This window comes from Mesorhizobium sp. CNPSo 4689 (genome assembly GCF_057784325.1).
The window spans coordinates 88,539-112,972 of the sequence record NZ_JBWLUZ010000008.1 but is presented as its reverse complement, the minus strand read 5'-3'; the positions used below and the strand labels follow the sequence as shown (position 1 = coordinate 112,972).

The 24,434-nt window shown below is 63.1% G+C and carries 21 protein-coding genes and 1 pseudogene; 16 read left to right on the top strand and 6 right to left on the bottom strand.

Annotation, left to right across the window (positions count from 1 at the left end):
- The first annotated feature begins 208 nt into the window (after positions 1-208).
- Complete coding sequence (locus AC04SI_RS14495) at positions 209-2,239, top strand: transcriptional regulator (protein ID WP_404280501.1); 2,031 nt, start codon at positions 209-211, stop codon at positions 2,237-2,239.
- 30 nt (positions 2,240-2,269) lie between these two features.
- Here the strand turns inward: AC04SI_RS14495 and AC04SI_RS14490 are convergent, their stop codons facing one another.
- The 4 genes from AC04SI_RS14490 to AC04SI_RS14475 all read right to left on the bottom strand — a co-directional run bounded on the left by AC04SI_RS14490 (position 2,270) and on the right by AC04SI_RS14475 (position 6,538).
- Positions 2,270-3,307 carry an MBL fold metallo-hydrolase gene (locus tag AC04SI_RS14490; RefSeq protein ID WP_404280451.1) on the bottom strand — a complete coding sequence of 346 codons (1,038 nt, stop codon included), beginning with the start codon at positions 3,305-3,307 and terminating at the stop codon, positions 2,270-2,272.
- A gap of 143 nt (positions 3,308-3,450) precedes the next feature.
- Positions 3,451-4,632 (bottom strand): choline ABC transporter ATP-binding protein, encoded by a 1,182-nt coding sequence (gene choV, locus AC04SI_RS14485; RefSeq protein ID WP_404280453.1) that lies wholly within the window; start codon positions 4,630-4,632, stop codon positions 3,451-3,453.
- Positions 4,629-5,483 carry a choline ABC transporter permease subunit gene (gene choW, locus AC04SI_RS14480; protein ID WP_404280455.1) on the bottom strand — a complete coding sequence of 285 codons (855 nt, stop codon included), beginning with the start codon at positions 5,481-5,483 and terminating at the stop codon, positions 4,629-4,631. The genes choV and choW overlap by 4 nt, the downstream gene beginning before the upstream one ends.
- Positions 5,484-5,602: 119 nt before the next feature.
- Complete coding sequence (locus AC04SI_RS14475; RefSeq protein WP_404280457.1) at positions 5,603-6,538, bottom strand: choline ABC transporter substrate-binding protein; 936 nt, start codon at positions 6,536-6,538, stop codon at positions 5,603-5,605.
- Between the two features lie 112 nt (positions 6,539-6,650).
- Between AC04SI_RS14475 and AC04SI_RS14470 the strand changes: the two genes are divergently transcribed.
- From AC04SI_RS14470 to AC04SI_RS14425, 10 genes are all read left to right on the top strand, one after another.
- Positions 6,651-6,794 (top strand): hypothetical protein, encoded by a 144-nt coding sequence (locus AC04SI_RS14470; protein ID WP_404280459.1) that lies wholly within the window; start codon positions 6,651-6,653, stop codon positions 6,792-6,794.
- Entirely contained in the window at positions 6,775-7,386 is a 612-nt protein-coding gene (locus tag AC04SI_RS14465) for a thymidine kinase (protein WP_404280460.1), read from the top strand. Before AC04SI_RS14470 ends, AC04SI_RS14465 begins: the two co-directional genes overlap by 20 nt.
- Positions 7,387-7,516: 130 nt before the next feature.
- Positions 7,517-7,906, top strand: coding sequence for a c-type cytochrome (locus tag AC04SI_RS14460; RefSeq protein ID WP_404280462.1), 390 nt, complete (start codon positions 7,517-7,519; stop codon positions 7,904-7,906).
- Positions 7,907-8,231: 325 nt separating this feature from the next.
- The gene (locus AC04SI_RS14455; RefSeq protein WP_404280464.1) at positions 8,232-9,320 is read left to right on the top strand and encodes a hypothetical protein; all 1,089 of its coding nucleotides are present in this window, start codon (positions 8,232-8,234) and stop codon (positions 9,318-9,320) included.
- 35 nt (positions 9,321-9,355) lie between these two features.
- On the top strand, positions 9,356-10,501 hold the full coding sequence (locus AC04SI_RS14450; RefSeq protein ID WP_488474384.1) for a hypothetical protein: 1,146 nt from the start codon (positions 9,356-9,358) through the stop codon (positions 10,499-10,501).
- Positions 10,502-10,526: 25 nt separating this feature from the next.
- Positions 10,527-12,437 carry an AAA family ATPase gene (locus AC04SI_RS14445; protein ID WP_404280466.1) on the top strand — a complete coding sequence of 637 codons (1,911 nt, stop codon included), beginning with the start codon at positions 10,527-10,529 and terminating at the stop codon, positions 12,435-12,437.
- A gap of 69 nt (positions 12,438-12,506) precedes the next feature.
- Positions 12,507-12,917: an endonuclease domain-containing protein gene (locus tag AC04SI_RS14440; protein ID WP_488474408.1), complete on the top strand. Its 411-nt coding sequence runs from the start codon at positions 12,507-12,509 to the stop codon at positions 12,915-12,917.
- A gap of 67 nt (positions 12,918-12,984) precedes the next feature.
- Positions 12,985-14,283 carry a DUF6638 family protein gene (locus AC04SI_RS14435; protein ID WP_404280467.1) on the top strand — a complete coding sequence of 433 codons (1,299 nt, stop codon included), beginning with the start codon at positions 12,985-12,987 and terminating at the stop codon, positions 14,281-14,283.
- 16 nt (positions 14,284-14,299) lie between these two features.
- Complete coding sequence (locus tag AC04SI_RS14430) at positions 14,300-15,421, top strand: DUF2333 family protein (RefSeq protein ID WP_404280469.1); 1,122 nt, start codon at positions 14,300-14,302, stop codon at positions 15,419-15,421.
- 432 nt (positions 15,422-15,853) lie between these two features.
- Entirely contained in the window at positions 15,854-17,533 is a 1,680-nt protein-coding gene (locus AC04SI_RS14425; protein WP_404280470.1) for a formate--tetrahydrofolate ligase, read from the top strand.
- Between the two features lie 71 nt (positions 17,534-17,604).
- On the opposite strand, the gene AC04SI_RS14420 is transcribed toward AC04SI_RS14425, so the two are convergent.
- On the bottom strand, positions 17,605-18,252 hold the full coding sequence (locus AC04SI_RS14420) for a cysteine hydrolase family protein (protein ID WP_404280471.1): 648 nt from the start codon (positions 18,250-18,252) through the stop codon (positions 17,605-17,607).
- A 126-nt stretch (positions 18,253-18,378) separates the two neighbouring features.
- Here AC04SI_RS14420 and AC04SI_RS14415 point away from each other — a divergent pair, with 126 nt between their 5' ends.
- Positions 18,379-19,365, top strand: a complete 987-nt coding sequence (locus tag AC04SI_RS14415; RefSeq protein ID WP_488474383.1) for a helix-turn-helix domain-containing protein — start codon at positions 18,379-18,381, stop codon at positions 19,363-19,365.
- Positions 19,366-19,385: 20 nt separating this feature from the next.
- Here the strand turns inward: AC04SI_RS14415 and AC04SI_RS14410 are convergent, their stop codons facing one another.
- The gene (locus tag AC04SI_RS14410) at positions 19,386-19,943 is read right to left on the bottom strand and encodes a sugar O-acetyltransferase (RefSeq protein ID WP_404280473.1); all 558 of its coding nucleotides are present in this window, start codon (positions 19,941-19,943) and stop codon (positions 19,386-19,388) included.
- A gap of 156 nt (positions 19,944-20,099) precedes the next feature.
- Here AC04SI_RS14410 and AC04SI_RS14405 point away from each other — a divergent pair, with 156 nt between their 5' ends.
- The 4 genes and pseudogenes from AC04SI_RS14405 to AC04SI_RS14390 all read left to right on the top strand — a co-directional run bounded on the left by AC04SI_RS14405 (position 20,100) and on the right by AC04SI_RS14390 (position 24,420).
- On the top strand, positions 20,100-20,561 hold the full coding sequence (locus tag AC04SI_RS14405; protein ID WP_404280474.1) for a DUF4126 domain-containing protein: 462 nt from the start codon (positions 20,100-20,102) through the stop codon (positions 20,559-20,561).
- The gene (locus AC04SI_RS14400; RefSeq protein ID WP_404280475.1) at positions 20,558-21,934 is read left to right on the top strand and encodes an FAD-containing oxidoreductase; all 1,377 of its coding nucleotides are present in this window, start codon (positions 20,558-20,560) and stop codon (positions 21,932-21,934) included. Before AC04SI_RS14405 ends, AC04SI_RS14400 begins: the two co-directional genes overlap by 4 nt.
- Before the next feature lie 167 nt (positions 21,935-22,101).
- A pseudogene (locus tag AC04SI_RS14395) lies at positions 22,102-23,280 on the top strand (MFS transporter).
- A 90-nt stretch (positions 23,281-23,370) separates the two neighbouring features.
- Entirely contained in the window at positions 23,371-24,420 is a 1,050-nt protein-coding gene (locus AC04SI_RS14390) for a succinylglutamate desuccinylase/aspartoacylase domain-containing protein (RefSeq protein WP_404280476.1), read from the top strand.
- Positions 24,421-24,434: the final 14 nt, after the last annotated feature.

Sequence of the window (24,434 nt, the reverse complement as noted above, 5' to 3'; positions counted from 1 at the left end):
TCCGCTCTCCTCAAGCTGTCGTCACGAGCCGGTTACAGGCCGGCGGTTTGGGCGGCGCGGTTTCGAGACCTTGCCGCGTTACGGTTCCCGACTTGCCGTCAATACGGCAATGGCGGCGTCCGGCGCCTAGAATTCGCTGCCGGATGCGCCTTGTCGGGTTCGGTGATAAAATAGGGACCGGTTGGCCAGCGTGGTAGCAAGCGTGGTATTGCCCGTGGAATCCACTCAAAAGATCCAAAGTGGCGAGGTTGCCGGCCCTTCCGTGCGCCTGCTCGGGCCGCTGACTGTTCTTCGCGGCGGGATTCCCGTGGCATTGCCGGCATCGCGCAAGCTGCGTGCGTTGCTGGCCTATCTCACGCTCACGCCGCATGCCGTCGGGCGCAGTCGCCTGTGCGAGCTTCTGTGGGATGTGCCGAACGACCCGCGGGGCGAGCTTCGCTGGTGCCTCAGCAAGCTGCGCGGCGTTCTAGACGAACCGGGATTCAGCAGGATCGAAACGCAGGGCGACACGGTCGGACTGCGCCTGGACGGCGTCTCGGTCGATGCCGTCGAGATCGCGGCTGCCGCGGCGGCGGGAATAGGAACACTTGGCCCGGAGCGACTGCAGGCGCTGTCCGACCTGTTCGCCGGCGATTTCCTCGATGGGCTGGAGCTGGACCGCTGTCCGCATTTCGACAGCTGGCTGGTTGCGCAACGCCGCCGGTTCACCTCCTGCCACATCGCCATCCTGGAACATCTGGTCAACACCCTGCCGGCTGGCTCCGACGCCTCTCCCTATCTCGACAAATGGCTGGAACTCGCGCCCTTCGACGTGCGCGCGCATGTGGCCCTGCTGGAGAACCTGGCCAGGCGGGGCCAGATCGGCCAGTGCGAGGAACACCTTGTTGTCGCCGCCCAGCTGTTTCAATCGGAAGAGCTGGAATTTGCACCCGTGCGCGAGGCATGGCGGGCGATCAAGGACCGGCAGTCGGGTGCGGCGCCAGGCGCGCAGCCGGCGATTGCCTTCGCGCCCCAGGTTCCGATTGCGCTTGCCGAACCGGATGCGGCCGCATCGCGCCGGGCCTCGCTTGCAGTCATGCCGTTTGTCGAGCACGCCGGCACCGACGGCATTCGCGGCGGGCTGGCCGACGGCATGACCCACGACATCATCACCCGCCTCGCCAAGCTCAGGGATTTCTTCGTCATCGCGCGTGGGTCGATGTTCGCGCTGGCCGAGAAAAACATCGCGCCGGAGGATGCAGGGCGCCGGCTGAACGTCGACTACGTGGCCACCGGAACCGTCCGCAGCCTGGCGGGCCGCATCATCGTCTCGGTCGAACTCATCGAGGTGCGCACGGCAAGGATCGTCTGGGCCGAGACCTTCGAGCGCAAGCCGGACGACATCTTCATCGTGTTGGACGATATCGGCAACAGCATCGTCTCCTCGATCGCAGCCGAGATCGCCACGGTCGAGCGCAACCGCGCCATGCTGAAGGCACCCAACTCGCTCAATGCCTGGGAGGCCTATCACCGCGGCCTCTGGCACATGTACCGCTTCACCCGCACGGAGAACGAACTGGCCCAGCAGTTCTTCGGCATGGCCCTGAAGCAGGATCCGACCTTCGCCCGCGCCTACGCCGGCCTCTCCTTCACCCATTGGCAGAACGCCTTCCAGCGCTGGGGCGATCGCGACCAGGAAACCGCGCTTGCCTTCGAAAGCGCCGGCCAGAGCCTGCTGGTCGACGACCACAACCCCGCCGCCCACTGGGCCATGGGCCGCGCGCTGTGGCTGCGCGGGGAACAGGACGGGTCCTTGCTCGAGCTGGAAAGAGCCGTCGACCTCAGCCCGAACTTTGCGCTCGGCCATTATGCGCTGTCCTTCGTGCAATCCCAGTCGGGCGACCCGAAATCCGCGATCGGCTCATCCGACCATTCGCGCCATCTCAGCCCCTTCGACCCGCTGCTGTTCGGCATGATGGGGTCGCGGGCCATGGCGCTGGCTCGGCTCGGCCAGTTCGACGAGGCGGCCGAATGGGCCCTGAAAGCGGCCGCGCGGCCCAACGCCCACACCATCATCCTGTCGATCGCAGCGCATTGCCTGGCGCTGGCGGGCCGGCAGGATGAGGCACGAAGCTTCGCCGCCGCCATCCGCAAGACGCTGCCGGACTACCGCGCCGACGATTTCATCGCCACCTTCCGTTTCGATTCCGAAGGAGAGGCCCTATTCCGTAATGGCGCCAGGCTCATCGGATTGAATTGAACTTCCGGGGCTGATGAACGGTCAGCTTCGCTAATGGACGAGCGGTCCGTCCGCCTTCTTCCAGGCGGCGATGCCGCCGTGGATGTGGCGGGCGCTGGCGATCCCGGCGTCCTGAGCGGCCTGAACCGCCATCGCCGAGCGTTCGCCGAAGGCGCAGTAAAACAAAAGCCGTTTGCCGGTCGACCTGGCGAGTTCGTGCAGCATGCCGCCGGCGGCGATGTTTTCCTGCAGCCGGGGATAGGGCAGATGGATGGCGCCGGGGATGACACCATGCCGTTCGCGCTCCGCATTCTCGCGCAGATCGATCAGCGCGACGTCGGGCCTGCCGACCAGCGCCAGCGCGACCTCGGCGGTGACCGACCAGCCCCGCCCGGCAATATCGTCCTGATGCAGTCCGACCTTCATGTTGGCCGGCACGGCGACGTCCATCATCTTCGGATTGGAGAGCTTCAGATTGTTCATGATCTCTACATACTCATCCATCGACTTCACCTGCAGGCGCGGGTTGAACGCCTTTTCCTCGCCGATGGTCGAGACGGTCTCGCCCTTGTAGTCATGCGCCGGATAGATCAGCGTTTCGTCGGGCAGCTTGAGCAGGCGGCCGAAGATCGATTCATATTGCTGGCGCGGATCGCCATTCTGAAAGTCGGTGCGGCCGGTGCCGCGAATGAGCAGCGTATCGCCGGTGAACACCCGGTCCGGCAGGATGAAGCTGTAGGAATCGTCGGTGTGGCCAGGCGTGTAGATCACGTCGAGCGCCAGCCCCTCTATGGCGAGCTTGTCGCCGTCGGCAAGCCGCATCGAAACCACATCGGCCTTGGTCTGCTCGCCCATCACGGTCACGCAATACGTCCTGTCGCGCAGCGCGCCGAGGCCGGTGATGTGGTCGGCATGCAGATGCGTGTCCACCGCCTTGACCAGCCTGAGGTCGAGTTCGCTCACGAGCTGGAGATAGCGGTCGACCTTCTCCAGCACCGGATCGATGATCAGCGCCTCGCCGCCCTTGCGGCTGGCGAGCAGGTAGGAATAGGTGCCCGAAACGGAATCGAAGAGCTGTCGGAAGATCATCCCTTGCACCCTACCCGTCCGCGGCACAACCGGCCGCGCGAATAGTGTAACACTAGGGCGCGGTTCCGGCACCTGCCAGCCGTACCAAGGTGCGGCCCTTGCCTCGCGGCCGCAACTTCGGCCACTTATTGAACCGCAGGCGCCTACCGCCGCAGCACGGCGCTCAGCACGTCCCTGACACCGATGGCGCCGACAAAACGCGACTGGTCGTCGAACAACGCCACGGGTGCGGTCTGCGAACGGTGCATGGCCAGCATCACCGTCTTCAGCGAGGTGCCAGGCGTGGCCCAGAACACTTGCGCCGTCTCCTCCGGCTGGGCTTCGATGTCGGTGCAGGACACCCACACCGCCGGCTTGCCGTCGCGCTCGGCCGCCGCCACCAGCCCGTGCTCGTCGATCTTGAATCGCGTCGTCTTGCGCCGGTCGAGCCAGACCCAGCCTTCGGTGCTCTCTTCGAGGTCGCGGCGGTCGCGCATCACGTTCCAGGCGGTCAGCACCGAGAGCGGGTTAACATTGGCGATGAAGTCGCGGACATAGTCGTTGGCCGGACGCAGCACGATGTCTTCCGGCGCGCCGGTCTGCACGATGCGCCCGCCCTCCATGATGGTAATGTGAGTGCCGATCTTGAGCGCCTCCTCGAGATCGTGGCTGACGAAGATGATGGTCTTCTTCAGCTCGGCCTGGAGCTGCAGCAACTCGTCCTGCAGTTTGGTCCGGATCAGCGGATCGAGCGCCGAAAACGGCTCGTCCATCAACAGGATCGGCGCCTCGGTGGCAAAGGCGCGCGCCAGACCGACGCGCTGCTGCATGCCGCCGGAAAGCTCGTGGGCGTATTTCTTCGACCACTGGTCGAGATTGACCAGCTTGAGCTGGCGATGCACACGTTCCTTGCGCTCGGCGTCGGGCATGCCGGCTAGCTCAAGGCCGAGGCCGACGTTCTCCTCCACCGTGCGCCACGGCAGCAGGCCGAACTGCTGGAACACCATCGCCACCTGCTTCTGCCGCAGCCTTCTCAACGTCACCTCATCGCAGGTAACGACGTCGACCGTGCCGTCACCGTCCTTGACCAGAACCTGGCCGCGCGAAACGACGTTCAGCCGGTTGACGGCCCTGAGCAACGTCGACTTGCCTGAACCGGACAGACCCATGAGGACCGAAATCTCGCCCTCATGCACGGTCAGGCTGGCGCCGGCGCAACCCAGCACATTGCCGGTCTTTTCAAGGATTTCGGCGCGGGTGGCGCCGCTGTCGATGAGCGCCAGCGAACCGGCCTGGTCGGCGCCGAAGACGATATCGACGTTCTTGAAATCAACGGCGACGGTCATTTCTTGCCTCCAACGCCAATACGGGTCATTCGGTCGAGCACGATGGCAAGCACGACGATTGCCAGACCGGCTTCAAGCCCCAAGTCGATCCTGCGCGAGCCGAGCGCCCGGTTGATCTCGGTGCCGAGGCCGCCGGCGCCGATGAGGGCCGCGAACACCACCATCGACAGCGACAGCATGATCGACTGTGTCAGGCCGGCCATGATGGTGGGCAGAGCCGAGGGCAGCTCGACCTTCCATAGGAGTTGTCTTTTGGTGGCGCCGAACGCCTCGCCGGCCTCGACGATCGACTTCGGTACCGAAGTGACACCGAGATGGGTAAGACGAACCGAAGTCGGGATGACGAAGATGATGGTGACGATGAGGCCGGGCGCGTTGCCAAGGCCGAACAGGGTCAGCACCGGGATCAGGTAGACGAAAGTCGGCAGCGTCTGCATCAGATCCAGTACGGGCAGCATGATGCGGTAGACTTTCGGCTTGTGCGCGGCCCAGATGCCGAGCGGCACGCCTATGGTCATCGAGGCGGCGGCGGCGGCAACCACCAGCACCAGCGTCTCCACGGTCTGTTTCCAGAGGTTCTGGTTCAGGATGAACAGCAGCCCGAGGAAGACGGCGACGGCCAGACCCCTGGAGCGCTGCAGGAAATAGGCGAGCACCGCAATCAGCGCGATGAGCAGGACGGGCGGCAACAGCAGAAGTCCGTCGACTACCCCGTCGAGCAGGAAATTGAGGCTGTTGGAAAAAGCCCTGAAGACGGTATCGAAATTGTCTGTAAGAAAGCCGAAGAAGGCCTTCCCCCACGGACCTATGGGGATCTTGTAGGCGACCAGGAATTTCGAAATCGGATCCATCTTGCCCCTCTATGGCTGCGCCATCCTTGCCGGACGGTCATCTTGTCACAGGATATGAAAAAGGGCAGCCTTTTCCACGATGGCTGCCCTGTTCCGGTCATGCCGGATTCAAAGTCGGCTCAGCCTCCGAGTGCGGTCTTGACCGCCGCGGCGGCATCACCGCCGTCGAAGGTGGTCACGCCGGCGATCCAGGGCGCAATCGCGTCCGGATGCTTCTTCAGCCAGTCGGTCGCGACCGTGTTGGCGTCGCCGCCCTTGAGGATCGCGTCCATCATCTCGCCTTCCATGTCGAGGTTGAACTTCAAATTGGCGATGAACTTGCCTACATTCGGGCACTCGGTGGTGTAGCCCTTGCGCACATTGGTATGCACAGTGGCAGCGCCGAAGCCGCTATCGCCCATTCCGTCGAGATAGGTGATCTTCATGGCGCCCATCACCGGATGCGGCGTCCAGCCGAGGAAGGCGATCCATTCGTTGTTCTTCATCGACTGCTCGGCCTGGGTGAGCATGCCGGCTTCCGACGACTCGACCAATTCGAAGCCTTCGAGGTTGTCCTTCGGGTTCTTGATCATGTCGAGGATGATGCGGTTGCCGTCATTGCCGGCCTCGATGCCGTAGATCTTGCCGTCGAACTTGTCCTTGAACTTGCCGAGGTCGGTCAGCGTCTTGACGCCGGCGTCCGCGACATAGGTCGGCACAACGATGCCGTAGCCAGCACCGCTGAGGTTCTCACTGATGGTCTCGACCGAGCCGTCGGCGGTGTAGTCCTTGATGTCGTTGGTCATCGACGGCATCCAGTTGCCGAGGAAGACGTCGAGATCCTTGTTCTTCAGCGAGGCCATGGTGACCGGAACCGACAGCTGGATCACCTGCGGCTCGTAGCCGAGCGCGGTGAGTAGCACCGAGGCGACACCGGTCGTCGCCTGGATGTCGGTCCAGCCGACATCGGAAAGACGCACCGCCTTGCAGCTTTCCGGATCTCCGGCAAAGGCGGCGCTCGTGGACAGGAAAGCCGCCAGACCGAGGCCGGCGACGTAGGAATTCATACGCGACATAGATATTCTCCCATTGCGATTCTTTTGGCGAAGCGAAGTAACGGTTCATCTCCGCCTTGTTTCGTCAGCCAAACACCATTCTGGTGCGGTTTCAAGCACTAAGGCAATCACGATGAACGGCGCCGACTGGCCGATCAGCGACACCCATGCCGCTTTTCTGATGGCGGGCGGCTTTTTCAGGGGAATGAGCCACCGCCCCCTCCCCGCGCCGAGACAAGTCGGCTTAAAAGAGCAGGATGGCGAAGCTGTATTTTAACTATGCGACGATGAATGCCGGCAAGACGACGATGCTCCTGCAGGCGTCCTACAATTATCGCGAGCGCAGCATGGCGACGATGCTGTTCGTCGCCGGCCACTATCGCAAGGGCGACACCGGGCTGATCTCGTCGCGCATCGGCCTGGAAACGGAGGCCGAGATGTTTCGTGATGGCGACGACCTCTACGCCCGCGTTGCCGAGCATCACGACCATACGACCGTGCATTGCGTCTTCGTCGACGAGGCGCAGTTCCTCGAGGAAGAGCAGGTCTGGCAACTCGCCCGCATCGCCGACCGGCTGAACATCCCGGTCATGTGCTACGGCCTGCGCACCGATTTCCAGGGCAAGCTGTTCTCCGGCTCGCGCGCGCTGCTGGCGATTGCCGACGATCTGCGCGAAGTGCGAACCATCTGCCGCTGCGGCCGCAAGGCGACGATGGTCGTGCGCCTCGGCCCGGACGGCAAGGTGGCGAGGCAGGGCGAGCAGGTGGCGATCGGCAAGGACGTCTATGTCTCGCTCTGCCGCCGCCACTGGGAAGAGGAAATGGGCAGGGCGGCGCCCGACGATTTCATCGGCTTCACCAAGGCCTGACCGGCGCGGCGGCCTCTGCCGCCGGCTCTGCGGCGGCCGGATCGAGCAACCAATCCGCCACGATGTGCTTGTTTTTTGTTAAGGCCTCGGTCCTATAGACCCGTCAGCCAGAACTCTCCGGGGTCAGCCAATGCTTCGAGCCGTTTCGTCCGCCGCTGTCCTTTTCCTCGCCGGCGATCTTGCCGCGCATGCCGACGGCGACGCGACACTCGGCAAGAAGGTCTTCAACCGATGCATCGCCTGTCACGAGGCGGCAACCGAGCGCGACAAGGTCGGCCCGCATCTGCTGGGCGTCGTCGGCCGAACGGCCGGTACGGCCGAAAGCTTCCTTGGCCATTATTCGCAGGCCATGAAGGATGCCGGCGCCGCCGGCCTGGTCTGGGACGAGGCTAGCCTTGCCGTGTATCTGCACGCGCCCAAGCTGAAGGTCCCCGGCAACAAGATGGCCTTTGCCGGCCTGAGCAACGACGCCGACATCGCCAATGTCATCGCCTATCTGAAGGCCGACCCGAAGCCCTGAGCCCGGGCCGGCGGGCAAGATCGCGTTGGAGCAGCAGGCCCGCAACTGTCGTCGAGCCTGCTGCGATCATTTGCCGAATATTTGAGGCAGCCGTCCCGTTGGGAATCGAGTGTTTTTTGCCGCTGCTTCGGTCCAAAAGTCCAGCGGCAGGTGAACCGCGCCCGACCGATCGGGTAGTCAACCCATGAGAATGGTTCGTTTATCTTTCAAGGGAGGAGCGAAACCTTTTGTTTTCGCAGCTCCTCTTGTCTTGCGTCTTTCAATCCCCGGATGCTCCACATATATTCGCGCCGACACGAAACCGATGCCGATGCGGGAGGCCCCTATGGCGACGTTGCAGAATTTCGATGCCGAAATTGCCAAGACCAAGCAGGTCGTGCAGGACATGCGCTCCAAGATCGAGCAGTCCGGCACCGTGCTCGACACACTGGCCCAGGCCGACAAGAAAATCGGCGACGCCAATTTCGAAATCGAGAACGCCCGCATCGAGGATGTGCTCAAGCAGCAGAAGGTGATGGAAGGCAACATCGCCGATCTGATCATCGGGCTGGAGGACGCCACCAACGTCTTTGGCGCCGAATTCGAGAGCATGAAGAACTACACCGGCTGGGAAAGCTTCGTCGGCATGTTCTCGGCCCAGAGCAAACAGCGCATGCGCACCGACCGCGTCCGCAACATGTCGCTGGCCGGTAATCTGCAGGAGTTGCTGGCCAAGTCCGACACCATCGTCGGTATTCTCAAGGCGCAGAAGGAGGTTCTCGACCAGCGTTACAAGACCTCCGAGACCAGCCTGTCGCAGGTTATCGAGCGCCGCAAGACCACCATGTCGAACCTCGAGGCGGTGCAGAAACGCATCGAAGAGGTCAATCCGTTGCTGCTCGACATCGAGAACAAGATTGCCGCTTCGACCAGCCAGAAGGAGCGCACGCAGCTCGAGGGCGAGCGCTCGAAGCTGGCCACCGAATACAATGAGAAGCAGGCCAAGGAGCAGGAATTGCTGGCCGAAAGCCAGACGCTGGAGCGCTACACCTCGATGTTCCAGACCTTCGTCGATTCGCTCAACAACCAGATCGCCGCTCAGTCGACGCTGATCAACAAGCTGACCATCGATACCGAGCAGCGCATCGTGCTCTACAAGGCGCTGGAAGACTCGCTGAAGACCGCTGCCCAACAGGACGTCGCCCACAAGATCAACACGCTGGGCAGCCAGGTCGACAACACCGCCGAAGAGACCATGGCCGGCATCGGCGCCGCCTCGCAGAAACACATCGGCGATCTCCTCGAAATGCACGAGAAGAACATGGTGGCGACCGCCGACATCCAGCGCCGCAAGAAGCTCGCCGACGATGCCTTTGCCCGCCGCTTCGACGAGGTGATGAAGAAGCACAATTCGGCCAATTACGTGCAGTCGTAATTGCCACACGCGCACTACTCCACAAGGTTGACGGCATGACCCCCGAGAACGAGGCGGCGGCGCGCTATTTCTCCGCCATCACGGCGGCGCTGAGCGGGCTGGAAGTGTTCATGCGCGACGACCGCTCGCCGCTCTACCGGCACGGCATCGTCGCCAAGATCGTCGCCGAATACATTGCCCGGCTGGACAAATCGTTTTCCTGCTGGTGCAACCGTCTCGGCTTCATGGACACATTCCGCATCTCGCGCGCCGACAGCGGCTATCCGGTGTTCCAGAACCTGCTGGAACTGGAGAACGACCGCCGCCAGGCCGATACGCGCCTTGCCGGCATCCCGCTGGCCGGCGAGCTGCGCGAGGAGATGGCCGACTTCATCCTGCGCCACAAGGAATTCCCGCAAGCGCTACAGAAGTCGATGGCCGAGCGGCTCTATCTGGAGGACGTCAAGAGCGGGTCGACCTTCGGCCCGTTCACGCTGGCGCAGACGGCAAAAGTCTCCGTCAACCCGAAGACGCTGCGGCCCTATTATCTGGTTCACTGGGCCAGTTTCGACGGCAGCGCGAACCTGCCGCTGATCTACATGGTGACCGTGGAGGACTCTTCCGAGGACATGATCCGGCAGCTCGTCGACAGCAGCGGCAAGCTGAACGAAAGGGTCGACATTCCGCTGCCGGTGGACGGCCTGCTCAATCCCGAACTCGCCCATCGCTTCGACGATTTCACCGTGAAGAATTCGGCCTACACGCTGTCGCCGGCGACCATTGCCGTGAACCTCGACAAGGATTTCGAGCCGCTGCATCCCAAGCAGCTGCGCCGCGTCGTGCTCGGCCCGTTCTATTCGGCGGGGATCACCGACAACAACACGACGGTGACGGAAGTGCTGGCCAAGGTGCGCAAGCCCGAGAACGCCTGGCTGCTTACCTGGACCATCCAGGAGGTCTATTCGAAAGCCGAAAAGCCAGGCCGCAAGGGGCTGTTTTCGAGCGAGAAGACGACGCAGGAATTCTTCATCAACACCGACGACCTGGAGGCCGCACGCCAGGGCGTGTCGAGCTACGAGAACCATGCGCTGATCCCGCACGAGGCCTATCAGGCGCTCTACGCCGCCGGCGAGGCGAAGAAGATCTTTTCCGGCTACAAGGTCCACATCCTGTCGAAGGGACAGGTCATCAGCGACGTCTGACCGTCAAAACTGCGGAGCATCCTTCATGGACACCGGCCTGACCACGATTTCGGAAGCCGCAATCGAAAAGCATCGCGCCACCGCGCAGAGCTTCATCACCCGTATCGTCGTGCTGGAGGATCCCTCGCGCGAATCCGGCACAGCGCTTGCCGGCACCAACCGCCGATTCGTCTCGACCGTCTCGGTCGGCTCGGTGCGCCGCACCCGCGCGGTCGAGCTGTCGAAAACCGTCGCTGCCATCCATCCCGACGACCAGTTGATGACCATCCAGCAGCACACGCTTTTGTTTCGCGTCCGGCGCGGGCTGGCGATCGCGCTGGCCATATCGGATGTCTTTGCCGAAGGCTCGGACCTCGAAAGCCTGCAGGCCAAGAACGCCCGCGCGCCCCTTGAAGGCGACGAAGCCGCCACCTTCAAGAAGCTTCTCTCGGCCTCGGCCTATATCTCCGCCTTCAGCCTCGCCTCCTATCTGTTCCAGCTGATCGACAGTGACGGCGAGGCGCCGAACGATACCGCGGAACCGGATTTCCTGTTCGACACCCAGCAGGATGCGGTGAAGTCGATCGTCGCCGGCCTCGACAAGGCAATCGCCGGCTCGAAGGACGATGCCGATCTGATGACCCGGGCGCGCGCCTTTGCCCGTGTCGCGATCGATGGACTGCTGGCGCGAAAGGGCCGCTTCGACGGCATCGGGCCGTTCGAGAATGCGCATATCCGCATCGACGTCGACGACTTCACCCTCGACGGCTTCGATGTCGCGCCCGGCAAGCGCTCCAAGCCGCTGGTGATGACCTTCAAGAAACCGGAAGAGGTCGTCGGCAACCACATCGCCAAATACCAGTCGGTCAAGCTCGCCAAGATGCTGATGGCCTATGATTTCGAGCGCGAGTTGAACCCCTTCGTCGAACTCGGCGGCTTCCTGTTCACCTTCATCGGCGACGGCGCGCCGGGCACCGGCAAGACGACGCTGATCCAGATGATCGCCGGCCTCGTCAACAATTACTGCCAGGTCGCCGGCTATCCCTTCGCCTATGAGAATTTCGGCGTCGACCAGATCTCGTCCTACCAGGGCAAATCCGGCCAGAACTGCCGGCAGTTCATCAACAATGTGCTCAATCCGCGCGTCATCGGCTTCGGCACCGTCGACGACATCGACCAGGTGGCGGCGCGCCGTTCCGACGACCGCGCCTCGGCCGGCCAGCAGGAGATCACCGGTGTCCTGATGGACGCCTTTGCCGGCGCCGGCACCGTGGTGCGCGGCAACTGCTCGTTCGGCATGTTCTCCAACTATCCCGAAAATGTCGATGACGCGCTGCGCCAGCGCGCCGGCGCCCGCTGGCTGGTCGACGGGCCGCAGAGCCGCGACGACTATATCGACATCTTTGTCCTGCTCGCCGGAAAAAACCACAAGATCCCGCTTGGCGACCACAAGCTCTATGCCGCCCAGGAAATCCAGCGTGCGGTGACGGAAGCCTATGAGGAGCATGAAAAGCCGCAGGAAGACGGGCTGATGAAGGTCTACGAGCGCTACATGAAGGAAAGCGGCGCACCGAAATCGATGGCCGACATCGGCACCTATCTGCACATGATCAAGGACGCCGAACCACGCTTCACCGGCCGCGCCATCAAGAACGTCACCGACGCCATCAAGATGCGCGCCATGGACATCGAGCTTCCGGACGAGTGGTTCGAAAAGCCGGAAGCCTTCATGCACAAGGGCTACGATGAGAAGAAGGCGATGATCGAGGAACTGCGCGGACCGTTCTCGATGGATATGGTCATGCAGGAAATCAACCGCTATGCCGACTCGGAGTTCCGTTATTCCGACAAGTCCGATGACGCCGCAGTGACCAAGATGATCCGCGACACCAGGCTGCGCGACCGCGCCGTGCGCGAAATCGAGGAGATGAAGGCCAAGGGAAATTGGAATGCGTGAACTTGGCGCTTCTCCCTTCTCCCCGTTTACGGGGAGAAGGTGCCCGAAGGGCGGATGAGGGGCAGCGCTGTGCGAGGTGGAAACGAGCCGAAGGTAGCGAGGGCCCGTCAGCTCCGGAAAGTCGAGAATGATGCCGAGGAAAAACTGTGGAGCGAACTGCGCGGACGACGATTGAATGGTTACAAGTTCCTTCGTCAACTACCGATGGGCCCCTATTTCGCGGATTTCGCCTGCCGTGAAGCCAATCTGGTTGTGGAAGTTGATGGGAGTCAGCATGCAGATCGTTCCCAGGATCGATTCAGGGACGAAACCATGAACAGCAATGGCTGGTCGGTGCTGAGAGTGTGGCACGCCGACGTCTTGGCAAGCCGCAAGAGCGTATTGGATACAATTGTGGCGATCCTGGACGGCCGACTGGATGAGAAAATGATAGCTGTCGACGCAAAGTTTCTGCCTTCGGCAACCCCGGAGAAAAGATGATGAGCGTTTGCGCCGCCCCTCATCCGCCCTTCGGGCACCTTCTCCCCGTGAACGGGGAGAAGGAAAAATGAGCAAGAAGCCCGATCTGCTGCGCGACAACGAGCTGATTTACGGACGGCTGCTGACGGTTGACGAGCCGCATCTGATCCAGCGCTACAACAAGGCGATGGTCGCCTTCGGGCTCGAAGCCACCAAGCTGAAGAGCTTCCAGATCGACCGCACCGGCTTTTCGCCTGAGGTCGCCGACGAATGCGGCGATTACGACTATCTCGATCCCAACGAGGTCAACCGCCGCTTCATCATCCTGACGCCTTCGCAGATCGACCTGCCGGTGGTCCACACTGCCTTCTCCAACACCTCGCAGCTGATGTTCGAGTTCATGTCGAAGAACCAGCGCGCCATCGATGCGCTGACCATCAAGGACGTCATCTACGGCGAGATCGAGGATTCAGTCCCCACGGTCAACGACATCGAGGATCTGCTGTCGATCAACCAGGTCGAGTTCAAGGTGCTGTCGGCCGAAGACGTGCTGGGCAAGGCGGCCGAACTCGGCAAGCTTGTCGACCGGCTGAAGCAGGAACCCGATGCCTGGCGCGACAGCGCCATGCTGCAACGCATGGTGGAGCTCGCCAAGATCTGCGGCGACATACGCGAGAACGCGCTGGTGCCCGACCAGGTGATCTTCCGCCACAACGCTTTTTGGACCAGCCATTTCGGCGGCCTCTACGTGTTCGTCGATCCGGATATGACGACTGTCATCGGCGACCCGGCGGCGCCCGGGTTCCGCCGTTCGCGGCCGTGGCAGGTGAGCTATCTGTCGATCAACGACGCCGACAAGGTGTTCAGGTTCCTCGCCGCGACCGGCCGTATCGAATTGCCGCGCGCTTCATGGATCGAGGCCTCCGGCTATCTCGAGCACCGCGCCGAGATGGTGGTGCGCGCGCTGATCCGCGACACCGAACCCGACCGCAACCTGACCGACGTCGACAAGGTCTGGCTGCAGACCTGGATCCACGGCCATGCCGATTTGATCACCAGGGACGGCAATTTTCCGTTCCTCAACGCCGCCAAACGCGAGGTCGCCCAGCTTGGCCATCTCAAGACCGAGGACGTGTTCCCGCAACAGCGCTTCCTGGTGATCCGCGCCAAGCCCGACCATCCCGATGCCTGGCTGACCAACCAGCTGATCTCGGATTTCGTGCCGCAAGACTTCGTTTCGCGCTACGTCTTCAACAAGCCCGGCTTCTACAGGGACTTCGACGGCTACAGCGACGCCTGGCGATCGCATGTTGTGGACGTTCTGAAAACCACATATTTGAAGGACAAGGTGGCGTTTCGCACACGCCTCTACGGCCTAACTGACTGATGGGGGTGTCATCGCCATGCTTGATCCGATCGTGAATTTCTTCACCCGGATTTTCCAGTGGATCGGCCGCGGCATCGGCCTCGCCATCGGCGTCATCCTGTGGCCGTTCCTGTGGGCTGGCAGCTGGTACACGCAGCGCGGCTGGATCCTGAAGGCCGTGCTCGGTACAGCGCTCGTGATCTTGGTCGGACTGTACGGCTATTTCTTCTGGAACACGCAATATTGGAAGAACTTCAATCCTGCCTATGCGGATGCTTATACATTCGCGCCGCCGGCCGGATCCGGCGAGCAAGTCACCGACGAAGGCGCGGAAGGCCAGGTCAAGACATGTACCAGGTCTGGCATCGTGACGGTTGCGGCGGATTTGATCGATTTCAATGTCAATCAAAACGCCTGGATCTCGTCGATGATCCTGTACAAGTTAGGGCTCTTCGGCGTGGACTGGGATCACACACCGTTCCTGGACAACAAGGCAGCTTTCCAGCGCGGCGTACATCAGGCTGTTCGACGCACCGCGGTCGAATTGGTTGACACGATCGGCCGAGTACGCGGCACCAGCCAGATCGATCAAAACCTGCAGGATGCAAGAGGCGCGGTCGAATTCGACGAGGAAACGTGGTATTTCGGCCTTAGGCCATTCGGCCCCAAGACGCCAAGCCCCAGCTTCTACCGCACAGGCATTACGTCGCTTCGCACCTTCAACGACCGCCTGTTGAAATGCGAGGTGGTGTTCAACGCCCGCGCGGACAATCTGGCGAAGTTCGTCGACCGTATAGCCAGTGATATCGGTTCGACATCGGATATCCTCAGCAGACAGTCGCAGACAAACAACAATGGCTGGTTCGATACGCGCGCGGACGACCGATTCTGGTTCGCCTATGGACAGCTCTACGGTTATTACGGAATCCTGAAAGCCACGCGCACTGATTTCAAGGCCGTTATCGACACTCGCGGGCTGGGTCCGCTCTGGGACCAACTCGACCAACAGTTTCAGGCGGCGCTGAAAATTCGGCCCCTCATCATCTCAAATGGTCGGGAGGACGGTTGGATCATGCCATCCCACTTGACCACCATGGGATTCTACATGCTGCGGGTCCGCTCCAATCTCGTTGAGGTCCGATCGGTTCTCGACCGCTGAGCTTGAAACCGCACCGGCACCGCCGCGACGATGGCCGCATCTGACGACGATGGGTTTTTATGTGCAGAGAGTGCGTTCCAACATGGTCGAGATCAGCAACGTGCTGACGCAGTAGCGGTTTTGCCGGCATGGGCGGCACTTGTTGATTTGCGTCGTCGCCCCTGTCGCATTCCGTGCATTGTGCGGCTGTTTTGAGACGGCGCGTCGGCGCCCGCTCTGGCTTTTATACGGCGCCACAACCGGGCGCGAAGACCCGAGACAGGTCGACAAGAATTTTTCTCCATGGGAAACATAGTTGCATGAAAGTTGACGCCAAGGCAGCGACAAGGGTAGAACATGCCCGCGCCTGCAGTGCCGGGCCGCTTCGAACTTGCTTGCGACCAAACTGATCAAACCCGTCCCCTCCATCGTCCAGTCCAGAGGAAAGCCGTCATGGCCGAAGTGAAGTCCGACATCGAGATCGCGCGCGCCGCCAAGAAGAAGCAGATCCAGGAGATCGGCCAAAAGATCGGCATCCCGACCGAGCATCTTTTGCCTTACGGCCACGACAAGGCGAAGATCTCCGCCGAGTTCATCAAGTCGGTGAAGGGCAACAAGGACGGCAAGCTGATCCTGGTCACCGCCATCAACCCGACGCCGGCCGGCGAAGGCAAGACAACGACGACGGTCGGCCTCGGCGACGGCCTCAACCGCATCGGCAAGAAGGCCATCGTCTGCATCCGCGAAGCCTCGCTTGGCCCGAATTTCGGCGTCAAGGGCGGTGCCGCCGGCGGCGGCTACGCGCAGGTCGTGCCGATGGAGGACATGAACCTCCACTTCACCGGTGATTTCCACGCCATCACCACCGCGCACAATCTGCTTTCGGCGCTGATCGACAACCACATCTACTGGGGCAACGAGCTCGGCATCGACACCCGCCGCGTCGTCTGGCGCCGGGTGATGGACATGAACGACCGGGCGCTGCGGGAGATCATTTGCTCGCTCGGCGGCGTCGCCAACGGTTTTCCGCGCCAGGGTGGCTTCGACATCACCGTCGCCTCGGAAGTCATGGCGATCCTGTGCCTCGCCACCGACCTCAAGGACCTCGAAAAGCGCCTCGGCGACATCATCGTCGCCTACCGCCGCGACAAGTCGCCGGTCTATGCCCGCGACCTCAAGGCCGACGGCGCCATGGCCGTTCTCCTGAAGGACGCCATGCAGCCCAACCTCGTGCAGACGCTGGAGAACAACCCGGCCTTCGTGCATGGCGGCCCCTTCGCCAACATCGCCCATGGCTGCAACTCGGTCGTTGCCACCACCACGGCGCTGAAGCTCGCCGACTATGTCGTCACCGAAGCCGGTTTCGGCGCCGATCTCGGTGCTGAAAAGTTCTTCGACATCAAGTGCCGCAAGGCCGGCCTCAAGCCGGCGGCTGCCGTCATCGTCGCCACCGTGCGCGCCATGAAGATGAATGGCGGCGTCAAGAAGGAAGACCTCGGCAAGGAGAACATCGAGGCGGTCAAGAAGGGCTGCCTCAACCTCGGCCGCCACATCGAGAACGTGAAGCAGTTCGGCGTGCCCGCGGTTGTGGCGATCAATCATTTCACCACCGACACCGACACCGAAATCCAGGCGATGAAGGATTTCGTCGCCTCGCTCGGCGCCCAGGCGATCCTGTGCAAGCACTGGGCCCAGGGTTCTGCCGGCATCGAGGATCTGGCGAAGAAGGTGGTCGAGATCGCCGAGTCCGGCGCCTCGCAGTTCTCGCCGCTCTATCCCGACGAGATGCCGCTGTTCGAGAAAATCAACACCATCGTCAAGCGCATCTATCGCGGCGACGAGGCGATCGCCGACAAGTCGATCCGCGACCAGCTGCACGCTTGGGAACAGGCCGGCTACGGCAATCTGCCGGTCTGCATGGCCAAGACCCAGTATTCCTTCTCGACCGACCCGAACCTGCGCGGCGCGCCGACCGGCCACACCGTGCCGGTGCGCGAAGTCAGGCTGTCGGCCGGCGCCGGCTTCGTCGTCATCATCTGCGGCGAGGTCATGACCATGCCCGGCCTGCCGAAGGCACCGTCCTCGGAGAAGATCTTCCTCAACGAGACCGGCCAGATCGAAGGCCTGTTCTAAGGGTGGACCACAAGCAGCAAGGGGCGCCGCAGCCAATGCGGCGCCCCTTTTTGTTTGCGGATCGTGCTGACTTAAGCGGCGTTGCGCGCCAGCGCCCGCTGGTTGGAGGCGTAGACGGTATCACGCTCCGGCAAGGCGCCGGTCTTCAGGCAGTCGATCCACTCGGCGGTCTTGAGCACTGCGGCGAAGCGCGATTGCAGGACGATGCTCACCACGCGATGGATGTCCTCGGCCGAGGCATAGCCGGCGCTGTTGGCATAGGGCACCGAGCCGGTGGCGTCGGAGAGGAACTCGACGGCAAAACCCATATGCACGGCGTGGATGATGGTCGAGAGATCGCAATTGTGCGTCATGTAGCCGACAACTGCGATCGTATCGATCGCGTTGGCGCGCAGCCATTCCGCGAGGTCCGTGCCGGTGAAGGCGGAGGGCAAGGTCTTTTCGACATAATGGTCGCGGCTTCGTCTGGCGATCTCCGGATGCAGTTCGCCACCATGGCTGCCCTTGGCGAAGATCGGCGATGTCTCCGGCGCCATTTGCTTGACGACCACGACCTTGACGCCGGCCTCGGCGGCCGCGTCCATGGCGCGCGCCACGTTGACGACGCTGTCGCGGAACGGCGGATGCTGGATGGCGAGGTTGCCGCCGTCATAGTCGTTCTGGACATCGACGACGACGAGCGCGCGGCGCGGCGCCTTGCTGTTGGCTGCTGCAGACATGGTGTTTTCCTTTCGGGCTTGGATGTGATTGGGCGAGGATAGGCGTGCCGTCGATCCTCCAAAAGTGTCCCGGTTGACATCATTCGAAATAATCGGGACAAATTGCTTTCCAACCAAAGGTGTCCCATGGCAGACCCGATCATCGCCGCCATCGCTTTCGACGGCATCAGTCCATTCCACCTCTCCGTGCCGTGCCTGGTGTTCGGCGCCGACCGCACCAGGCTTGGCCTGCCGCGCTTCGACTTCCGCGTCTGCGCGTTGGAACAGGGCGCAATCCATACCGAGGCCGGGTTGACGATTGCCGTGCCACACGGGCTCTCCGCACTCGACGAGGCCGATATCGTCATCGTTCCAAGCTGGAAGAATCTCGAAGCGCCGCTTCCCGCCGTGCTGACGGACGCGCTCACCCGCGCCCATCGCCACGGAGCGCTGATCGTCGGGCTCTGCCTCGGCACCTTCGCCATCGCCGCCGCCGGCCTGCTTGCGGGACGGCGGGCGACGACGCACTGGGCCTATACGGACCAGTTGCAGGCGCTTCATCCCGACATCATCCTCAACGCGGATGTGCTCTATGTCGACGACGGCGACATCGTGACATCGGCCGGCGTCGCCGCGGGGCTGGATTGTTGCCTCCACATCGTACGCGCCCGCTATGGCGCGGAATTGGCGCTGCGGCTCGCCCGCCACATCGTCCTGTCACCGCATCGGCAAGGCGGACAGGCGCAGTTTATCGAACGTCCGGTCGCGAAAACGCCGACTGCCGACCGCTTCGCGCAGGCTCTCGACCAGGTGCGCAAAACGCTCGGCGAAATGCACAGCCTCGACAGCGTCGCCAAGGCCGCCGGCCTCACCCGCCGGACGTTCACGCGCCGCTTTCAGAAATCGATCGGCACCAGCTTTGGCGACTGGCTGGCCGACCAGCGTGTAGCGCTGGCGCAAAGGCTGCTGGAGGCGACCGACAAATCGATGGATATGGTGGCCTTCGAGGCCGGTTTCGGCAGCGCCACCTCGCTCCGCCAGCATTTCGCGGCGCGGCTGAGAACCTCACCGATGCAGTACAGGCGCGAATTTTCAAAGTGTGCTCGGAGCGGGCCCCACGCCGCGGCGCTCTGAGCGGCAGTCGCCAGAAACCCTCAGCGCTGCCTGATCGGCCGCGCCGGATTGCCGACCACGGTCGTATTGGCCGGCACATCGCGCGTCACCACCGAACCAGCACCGACAATGGCGCCGTCGCCGATGCTGACGCCGCCGAGGATGATCGCGCTGCCGCCGATCCAGGCGTCATTGCCGATGGTGACCGGCTTCGCGATCTCCAGTCCTGCCTGTCGCCCCGTCGCCTCCTTGTGGTGCTCGGCGCAGTAGATCTGCACATTAGGGCCAAGCAGCGTTCGCTTGCCGATGCGCACGAGCGCTGTATCGAGGATGGTGCAGCCGGCGTTGAGGAATGCACCGTCGCCCAGAAAGACATTGAAGCCGTAGGCACAATGGAACGGAGCCTCGATCCGGGCGCCCTCGCCCGTGCTTCCAAGCAGCGCCATCAGGCTTGGCCCGAGGTTTCCACGTTGCCCCGGCGGGAGCGAATTGTGCTCGAACAAGGCGTCGCGGGCGATGACGCGCAACGCCTCCAGTTCGTCATCGAGGCACGTATACCATTCGCCCGCCGCCATTTTCGTGCGTTCATTTTGTGCCAAGGCGGTGTCTCCTGTCTCTGCGTCGTGTTTCGATGTTTTACTAAAGTACAGTCGGCCCCAATACGAGAAGTGCCGACCCGTCTCTGGTCAAATGTTCGACCTATGCTAGCTTGCCCCGGCAGGGCTGTCCCGGCCCTGACATCGAGGGGGTCAATCATGCTTTACCTGCTTGCACTGTTGATCGGCGTCATTGCCGGTCTGCGCGCCATGACCGCGCCGGCGGCTGTCGCTTGGGGCGCCTATCTCGGCTGGCTGCCGGTCGCCGGCACCTGGGCTAGCTTCATGAGCCACTGGGCCGCCGTCGGCATCTTCACCATCCTGGCCATCGTCGAACTGGTAACCGACCAACTGCCGTCGACGCCGAGCAGAAAAGTGCCGCAGCAGTTCGGCGCGCGCATCATCGCCGGCGCCTTCGCCGGCGCGGTGATCGGCGCGACCGGCGGCGCCACCATCGGCGGGCTCATCGCCGGCGCCATCGGCGCGGTGATCGGCACGTATGGCGGCGCCGAGCTGCGTGGCCGGCTGGCAGCCGCTTTCGGCAAGGATCCGCCCGCCGCCTTCATCGAGGACGCGGTGGCGATCGTGGGCGGCCTGCTCATCGTGGCGGCCGCAGCATGACGGCAAAGACCTTCGACGCCATCATCATCGGCGCCGGACAGGCCGGCACTCCGCTCGCCGGCCGGCTGAACGCGGCCGGCATGAGCGTGGCGCTGATCGAGCGCAAGCTGGTCGGCGGCACCTGCGTCAACACCGGCTGCATTCCGACCAAGACCATGGTCGCCAGCGCCTATGCGGCGCATCTCGCCCGCCGCGCTGCCGACTATGGCGTGACGCTCGGCGGTCCCGTCGGCGTCGATTATAAAGCGATCAAGGCGCGCAAGGACAAGGTGTCGGGCGCTTCCCGCACTGGGCTCGAGACCTGGATCGCCGGCATGGACAAATGCACGCTTTATCGCGGCCATGCGCGCTTCGAATCCGCCAACACCGTGCGCGTCGGCGACGACCTTTTGACCGCGCCAAAGATCTTCCTCAACACCGGTGGCCGCGCCTCGGTGCCGGACCTGCCCGGCATCCACGACATCGACTATCTGACCAATTCGTCGATGATGGATCTCGAAATATTGCCGCGCCATCTCGTCGTCGTCGGCGGCAGCTACATCTCGCTCGAATTCGCGCAGATGTTCCGCCGCTTCGGCGCAGAAGTCACCATTATCGAAAAGAGCCCTCGCCTGACTGGTCGCGAGGACGAGGACGTCTCGGCCGCCATCCTGTCGATCCTTGAGAGTGAAGGCATCACCGTCCACACCGGCGCCGACGACATCGGCTTTGCCAGGCAAGGCGGCGACATTGCCGTAACCTTCTCTGCCGGCAAGGCGCCGGCCGTCGGCTCGCATGTGCTGCTGGCGCTCGGCCGCACCCCCAACACCGACGATCTCGGCCTCGACAAGGCAGGCGTCGAAATCGACAGGCGCGGCTTCGTCCTCGTCGACGACCAGTTGCGCACCAGCGTGCCCGGCATCTGGGCGATGGGCGACTGCAACGGCAAGGGCGCCTTCACCCACACCTCCTACAACGACTACGAGATCGTCGCCGCCAATCTGCTCGACAAAGACCCGCGCAAGGTCAGCGACCGCATCGAGGCCTATGCTCTTTACATTGACCCGCCGCTCGGCCGCTGCGGCATGACCGAAGCGGCGGTGAGAAAATCCGGCCGGCGCGCTCTGGTCGGCCAGCGGCCGATGACCCGTGTCGGCCGCGCCGTTGAAAAGGGCGAGACGCAAGGGTTCATGAAGATCCTGGCCGATGCCGACACCAAGGAGATTCTTGGCTGCTCGGTGCTCGGTCCCGGCGGCGACGAGGCGATCCACTGCGTGCTCGACCTGATGTATGCCAAGGCGCCGATCAGCACGCTCGCGCGGGCAACGCATATCCATCCCAATGTCTCGGAACTTCTGCCGACCATCGCCCAGGATCTGAAGCCGTTGGTCTAGACCCGCCATGTTAGGCGAGTACGTTTCGGCATCCCTGTAACGCGACCTTCGCGGATTGGCCGGCTGCCCTCCGTTTTCTGCAATGCTGCATTGCAACAATGTTGCTTGCGCGCCGGGCTTGTCTGCCGACAGTCTCGGTTTTTGAACCGATTCAGTCCGGACACCCCATGCCCCTGCCGATCCTCGCGCTTGCCATTGCGTCCTTCTGCATCGGCACCACCGAATTCGTCATCATGGGCCTGCTGCCCGAGGTCGCCGCCGACCTCGGCGTCTCGATCCCCTCCGCCGGCCTTCTGGTCACCGGCTACGCGCTCGGCGTCGTCTTCGGCGCACCCATCGTTGCGATGGCGACGACGCATTTGCCGCGCAAGCCGGTGCTGGTCGGGCTGGCGGCGCTGTTCGTCATCGGCAATCTGTTCTGCGCCATCGCGCCCAACTAATGGCAGCTGATGGCGGCGCGCGTCTTCACCGCCTTCGGCCACGGCGCCTTCTTCGGCATCGGTTCGGTCGTCGCCGCCAGCCTGGTGCCGCGCAACAAGCGGGCAAGTGCGATTGCACTGATGTTCGCTGGGTTGACACTCTCCAACATCCTCGGCGTTCCAGCCGGCACGGCGCTTGGCGAGGCTTTCGGCTGGCGTGCCACTTTCCTCGCTGTTGTCGGCATCGGCCTCATCTCCGTCGCGGCCATTGCCTGGCTGGTGCCCGCCGAGGTGAGCCAGCCGAGCGGCGGTGGCCTGCTCGGCGAGGTGCGCGTGCTCGGCAAGCTGCAGGTCTGGCTCTCGATGCTGATCGCATCCCTTGCCTCGGCCAGCCTGTTTGCCGTCTTCACCTACATCAAACCCTACCTCACCGAAGTGTCCGGCCTGTCCACCTCGACGGTGACCTGGGTGCTGCTGCTGTTTGGTGGCGGCATGACCATCGGCAACATCGTCGGCGGCAGGCTGGCCGACTGGAAGCTGATGCCGACCGTGATCGGCACGCTGTTGCTGCTGGCCGCCCTGTTCGTCGGATTTACGCACTACGGCGCCATTGGAAGCGTGGCCATCGGCATCGTCTTTGTCTGGGGCCTGCTCGTCTTCATCGTCGTGCCGCCGCTGCAGATCCGCGTCGTCGAGGCGGCCTCCGAGGGGCCGAACCTCGCCGCCACGCTCAATCAAGGCGCCTTCAATGTCGGCAACGCCAGTGGCGCCTGGATCGGCGGCCTGGCACTCTCGCTCGGCGTGTCCTATGCAAACCTGCCATTGGTCGGCGCGGCGCTGGCCTTGCTGGCGGTCGCCGTCGCCGTGATGTCGCAAGCACTCGACCGTCGGGCACCGGCCGTCGCCCTTCAGGCTCCCGCCGAATAGCCTCATTGCGCCCATAGCGGCGCAAGCTGGACCAATCGACAGCCCAGTCGCAAAAGTGCATGTGTTGCGCCTCTTTCTTGGAGGCCTCCCATGCAGAAATCGATCGAACGCATCGCTGGCGACACCGACGGCATTTCCTACGAATTCCCGGTCTTCCGCTTCGAGGGAACGGATCAGGCGGCGCCATCGGCCTATCTGCAGGCAGCGCTTCATGCCGGCGAATTGCCGGGCGTCGTCGCCATCGACGCGCTGATGCCGATGCTGACCAAGGCCGAGAGCGAGGACCGCCTCAAAGGCTCGATCACCATCGTGCCCTGGGCCAATCCGATCGGCCGTGCGCAATATCATTTCGGCGAGCACCAGGGGCGCTTCCATCTGGGCACGCGCACCAACTTCAACCGCGGCTTTCCGCTGCTGGCGGCGCCCGACACGGCACTCTTGCCGGCGCATGGCACGCCCGACCAGCAGCTGAAGACGCGTCTGCTGCAACTCTCGCTCGGCCACGACATCGTGCTCGACCTGCATTGCGACGACGAAGGCCTTGCCTATCTCTACATCCACACCAGCCTGTGGCCGGCGATGGCCGATTGCGCGGCGGCGATGGGCGTCGATGCGGTGATGCTGTGGAGCGAGGACACAGACGGCACGTTCGAGGGCGCCTCGATCATGGCCTACCAGAACGTTCCCGCCGAAGTGGCCCGGTTCGACCGTCGTGTCGCCACCACGGTCGAGTATCGCGGCATTCTCGATGTCGATGGCGCCTTCGCCGGCGCCGATGCCGAAGGCCTCTACCGGCTGCTCGTAGCGCGCGGCGTGATTGCCGATCCGGCTCTGCCCGCACCCACCTCTTTCACCGGCACCGTCGCACCGCTGGAAAACATCGACATGATGCCGGCACCCCGGGCCGGCGCGATCCTTTATGACGTCAAGCCCGGCGATCGCGTTGCCAAGGGCGAGCGGCTGGCCACCATCGTCCACGCGCCGGGCGAAGCCGACGGCCGCACGGAAGTGTTCGCGCCGCAGGCCGGCCTCATCCTGACCCGGCGTTCGCGGCGCATCATCCGCGCCGGCGAGGATCTTCTAAAGCTGGTCGGCGACAGGAAGAGCGCCGATGCAAGGTCGGGAACGCTTGAGGACTGATGCATAGTCGCCAA